Source organism: Flavonifractor sp. An52 (assembly GCF_002159385.1).
Classification (GTDB): domain Bacteria; phylum Bacillota; class Clostridia; order Oscillospirales; family Oscillospiraceae; genus Flavonifractor; species Flavonifractor avicola.
The window spans coordinates 1-4737 of sequence record NZ_NFIB01000059.1 but is presented as its reverse complement, the minus strand read 5'-3'; the positions used below and the strand labels follow the sequence as shown (position 1 = coordinate 4737).

Here is a 4737-nt window from a genome sequence, read left to right as displayed (position 1 = left end):
AGGGGGATAACCCGCTGACCATCTGGCATTACCCGCGGCTGGGGCTGTACATCTACGCCTCAACCCTGGCCATTCTGCATCAGGCAGTAAACCGCACCTGGCTGGCCGGGGAGCCCTTCGGGGAGGTGCCGCTCTCAGACGGGGAGATCCTGAGATGGGACAAGCATGGCCTTACTACGGCAGGGCACTTTACCATGACCTATCCCATCTATCGCCCATGGCACCCCTGTGCCCGCTCGTATCAGCCGGACCGGAGCTATCTGCGCACCCTCAAGAACATCGCCTCTGCTCTGGGCTATACGCCGGAGGACATCGACGAGCTGCTGGAGGCCGGGTATTCCACCGATGAGATCGAGGAGGAGCTGTACGGCATCCCCGGCTGGCAGGAGTATCGTTAGGGTATACCCCTGTGAGACGGTAAAAAAGAGTCCCAATAGGGTCGGTTTCGGACATTTGAGACGTCTCAGTTGTCCGGCACACCCTATTGGGACTCCGCTCATTCAAATCAGCTTTTCCAGCAGCCCTTCAAAGAGGGACAGGTAGCAGGTCTGGATCCGCCGGAAAATCTGGTCGGCGGTGTTCTCATCGTAAATATGGGAGGTCATGTTGCGGTCGTTGAGCAGGCCGATCCATCCGTCGCTGTCGGAGATCAGGCCGTCCGCAAAGGCCTGCCGCATCACCGCCTTGGGGCTGTTCAGATCCACATGGCCCTGGTCCAGCAGCCACTCCCTGGTGGTCTTCCAGGCCAACTCACAGGTGAACTCAAATCGCTGGATGATGCCATCCCGGGCCAGCTGCGGATCGGAGGCACCTTCGTATCCTGCAAGCCCCTCCTTCAGACGAAGCAGGGCACTCTCAAAATTTTCCCGTTTGATTGTAAACTTGTCCATCAGGATCACTCCGTCCTTTTTCACGTTATCTAACAGCGCCTGGGATGTGTGCTCGTCCACAAAGACCACATCGATCTTATGGAGGCTGGGAAGGTCATCCACAGCATTCAGCAGTTGAGGCTGACAGGCAGCCGGGACTCCCCAGAGGGCAAAGTCGTAGTCGCTGTCCGGGCGAAAATCACCTCTGGCCCGGGAGCCAAACAGGCACAGCCGCTGGGCATGATAGCGCTCCGCTACCGCTTTCATCTCTTTTATCAGGCGATCCATCCGGCTCCCTCCTCTGCGTTTGTGCTCCTCTATCTTAGCACAGACAAGCGCACACAACAATACAAGAAAAGTATACCACAGAATAAAACAGAGATCATGTTGAAGGGAGAACGATCCCATTATGAAAATCGGATATATCAGAGTAAGTACCCAGGAACAAAACACCCTGCGCCAGGAGGTGCTGATGGAGACGCTGGGTGTGGAGCAGATCTATATCGATAAGATGAGCGGCAAAAACGCTGAGCGGCCTCAGCTGAAAGAGATGATGTCCTTCGTTCGCCGGGGAGATACCGTCATCGTGGAGTCCATCAGCCGCTTTGCCCGCAACACGAAAGATCTGCTGGAGCTGGTGGAGCAGCTGGCCGTCAAGGAGGTGGTCTTTATCTCCCAGAAGGAGGCCATCGACACCGCCACGCCCACCGGAAAATTCATGCTTACTGTCTTTGGCGCAGTGGCCGAGCTGGAGCGGGCGTACCTCCTCCAGCGCCAGCGGGAGGGCATTGAGATTGCCAAGACTCAGGGGAAATACAAGGGGCGAAAGCCCATTCAGCCGGCTGATCTTGATGCTGTAGTCGATCAATGGCGCGCGGGCCACATCACAGCTGTACAGGCTATGAAGAAACTGGGGATGAGCAAGGCGACCTTTTACCGGCGCATAAAATGGATTGGCTCTAAAAAGAAATCCGGGAAAAAACCCGGATTTCCCGGATTTTCTGGATAGCTTACTTGATTTGGCGCTGCAAAATAACTTCCAATTCAGATTTAAGTTTCTCGGCAAGTGTTTCCCGCAGCAATGATAACGCCAGATATTCTACGATACAAGGGCGGAGATAATTTTGCATATCTTGATTGCTGACATCAGGAAGGTTATCTGGCAAACGGAAGTTTGCAATACGCATTGCCGGATTCTCTCGGTGAAGCAGATAGTCTTCACCGGGAAAAGGCTTTTCTGAGAGTGTGCTCATTTCGCGCAGCGTGTTCACATACAGGGCCTTACGCGCTTGGGCATCTGCCTCTTGTTCGGCGGCTTTGCGTAGAAGCCTTCTTTTCAACGCCCTCTGTTCTTTTGCAAGAAAATTTTGATGAGTCATGAGCCAGTCTCGTATCTGCAAATGGATCTTAACGCAGCCCCCTTTGTTGTATTCTTTTCTCTGCGGCCAAAACCAGGGATATGACTTCAAGATGGCTGGATCGAAGGAGATTTGTTTGTCTGCATATAAGCAAACGGCTTGGTAGGCTTTCATCACAGGTAATTCTAAAAATTCTGGATCCTGAATCTGATTCAAAGGATAGTTTGTCAGTATTAGGAAGAGTTCCCGTTGTAGGGCACAGGATATTTCATCAGTAGGGACTACACACTGCAGTGCAGTAAGAAGTTCACGATAATTATTAAGGTTTTGCTCCCCGAAATTGAGCTGTGAAAGATCAAATCCGCGGATGCACTGATCCCATTTTGTGTCTGCAAGTAGATGCCGCCCTTTGGTCAGATAGAGAAACCATACAAGTGCAGAGATTTGGTACCCTGTGTCCTGCTGCTTATCAATATCAGATAATTGTTGAAAGAGAAGCGTGGCGATCTCACAGGTATGCGCAAAGTCCTCTTTATTTGCATGGTTTGAAGATCTGAGAGACTTTTTTAACTGATTTCTTATAAAGAGCGGCAGCGGCTGGGAGAGTTCGGGTTGACTTTCATCGTGATCAAAGCAAAAGCCCTGCTGCAAAAGATGTTCTATTATAGCTTTCAGTTTGACCAGTTGGGTCAAGCGAAGATTGGGAAGGACAGCTTTTTTTAAGACTGTTTTTGCTCGACGCATCTCTTGATATCGCCGCCAGATCGTTTCGTTGATATCAGGATAATATTTGGGTGCTCTGCTTGTGATGCGAGCCCACCAATACTCGGCAGCCAGATAACCGGGGAGCCAGAGGCGTACCGCGGATTCATACTGGATATCAGTAAGCGGCTCTTCCATAAACTGGTTTAATGCGGTCCTGGCATCCTTGTCAAAGAGATAGTACCTTTCCTCTTTGTCGCGCCGAAATACTTGGCTGACAGTTTTGTGCTGCGCGTTACACTGCTTGACTAAATTTACAACCAATTCCAGAGCCCATTTGAGGGGGATATCAGGATATATATTCCGTATGGAATGCCATGTCCTGGTAACATAATCTATATTTCTGACTATGTCAGGATCCATTTTGACATTCATCTCGCGCAGGAGCTCTTTTGTTTTGGAATAGCAATATCGCTTGGAAAAATGTTCTCTGAGTTTTGTATTGGCGTAACAGTCCATATTGTGATAGGCCAAATTATTTTCTGACGTAACAAGACGTTCTCTGTCATCAGCATAAAGGATCCCGTCTTCACTTAAGAAAGTGAGATATGCATCAATCTGCTCCTCAAATGAACTGTTTGTACAATCTCTCGACCATCGTTCAAAAGAAAGTAATTTATCACGTAACGGAGCCTTCTGCTTGATTTGTTTGGGAAAGCTACGGATCAGAGCATAGACCTTTTTGTAGCGAGAATCCGTTTGAGGAATTAGCGTATTATTCAGCATTGTCTGTGCCCTGGCCGACGGTGTTAGTCTTCTCATTGCCATAAAACCCATCCTAACCTCTGCTGCACATATAGCGACTGCCGGAATATGCGACTTAAAAAAGAAAACAATTTTACATAAAAATGTTTCGTTTTTATGATCTTCTGTTTGAAAATACGCTATTAAGAGTCGATTTAATTACAATACGGGAAAATAAAAAAGAAACGCAACGATGTTCCAATAAATACCAAATGATAAGTGAGTCGCTATAAAGAGTCTAAAGAAATGAAAAATGCAATTATATAGAGAAAAATGAAACAATTTTTAGTTTTATGTGCTCATGTTTGCAAATTCGAGCTTTTGGGGGAAATTCGATACAATTGGGGTGGATTAAACAGAAAGGAGCAGATGCTATGTTCAAAGGTTTTACGACAGAGAAGCAGACTACTACATCAGCCAGTTCAGATGCGAAGGTAATGCGGCCCGGCGTCGAGTGGGGGGCGATGACAGAATTTAAGCAAACAAAAAAGCGGAAAAAGAAGGCAAAGAAGAAAAGGAAGGTGAAGAAGGAAAAGAAGGCATCGAACAACGCTGAAATCAACCAGGAACTGATCCCGGTTCTTTACCAAGCCATCGCCGGGATGGACCGCGCCAATCAGAGGCTGTGCGAGCTGCTGGAGCGGTCCAGGGAATCTACAGCGGACAACAGAGCGTGGGTCTGGAGCAAGGGCGAGATTATTTGTTTGCGCCGCAAACTTCTCCCCGATTAGTCCAATGGTATGAAGTCAAGTAGGTGATGCAAGAAAATTTCAAATGGGAATGAGTAAAAAGGACCATGTAGGCAGGAAAAAGACAACACCAATCCAAGCCCTGTCCCTGAGTTTTTTGAAACAGGGCCTATGCGCCAGAGCGGCAAGCGGTACACTCAGCCCTCCGGCAGGATATACAGGCGGTTGTCCTTCAGCAGCCGAAAGATCAACCGAACCAGTTTTCTGGCAGTGAGAGCGAGTGCGCGTTTATGCTGATACTTGTTGACCTCTTGA

Annotated in this window: 4 protein-coding genes and 1 pseudogene; 3 read left to right on the top strand and 2 right to left on the bottom strand. The window is 48.7% G+C overall.

Annotated features, from left to right (window positions below):
• Positions 1-398 (top strand): annotated as a pseudogene (locus B5G06_RS14100) (hypothetical protein); the annotation flags it as partial.
• 102 nt (positions 399-500) lie between these two features.
• On the opposite strand, the gene B5G06_RS13610 reads toward B5G06_RS14100, so the two are convergent.
• Positions 501-1157: an HI0074 family nucleotidyltransferase substrate-binding subunit gene (locus B5G06_RS13610; RefSeq protein WP_158094728.1), complete on the bottom strand. Its 657-nt coding sequence runs from the start codon at positions 1155-1157 to the stop codon at positions 501-503.
• A gap of 121 nt (positions 1158-1278) precedes the next feature.
• Between B5G06_RS13610 and B5G06_RS13605 the strand changes: the two genes are divergently transcribed.
• A complete protein-coding gene (locus B5G06_RS13605; RefSeq protein ID WP_087189591.1) occupies positions 1279-1878 on the top strand; it encodes a recombinase family protein in 600 nt (199 codons plus the stop codon).
• 1 nt (position 1879) lies between these two features.
• Here the strand turns inward: B5G06_RS13605 and B5G06_RS13600 are convergent, their stop codons facing one another.
• Positions 1880-3757 carry a hypothetical protein gene (locus tag B5G06_RS13600; RefSeq protein WP_087189590.1) on the bottom strand — a complete coding sequence of 626 codons (1878 nt, stop codon included), beginning with the start codon at positions 3755-3757 and terminating at the stop codon, positions 1880-1882.
• Positions 3758-4107: 350 nt separating this feature from the next.
• On the opposite strand from B5G06_RS13600, the gene B5G06_RS13595 reads away from it, so the two are divergent.
• Positions 4108-4464: a hypothetical protein gene (locus tag B5G06_RS13595; RefSeq protein WP_087189589.1), complete on the top strand. Its 357-nt coding sequence runs from the start codon at positions 4108-4110 to the stop codon at positions 4462-4464.
• Positions 4465-4737 lie beyond the last annotated feature (273 nt).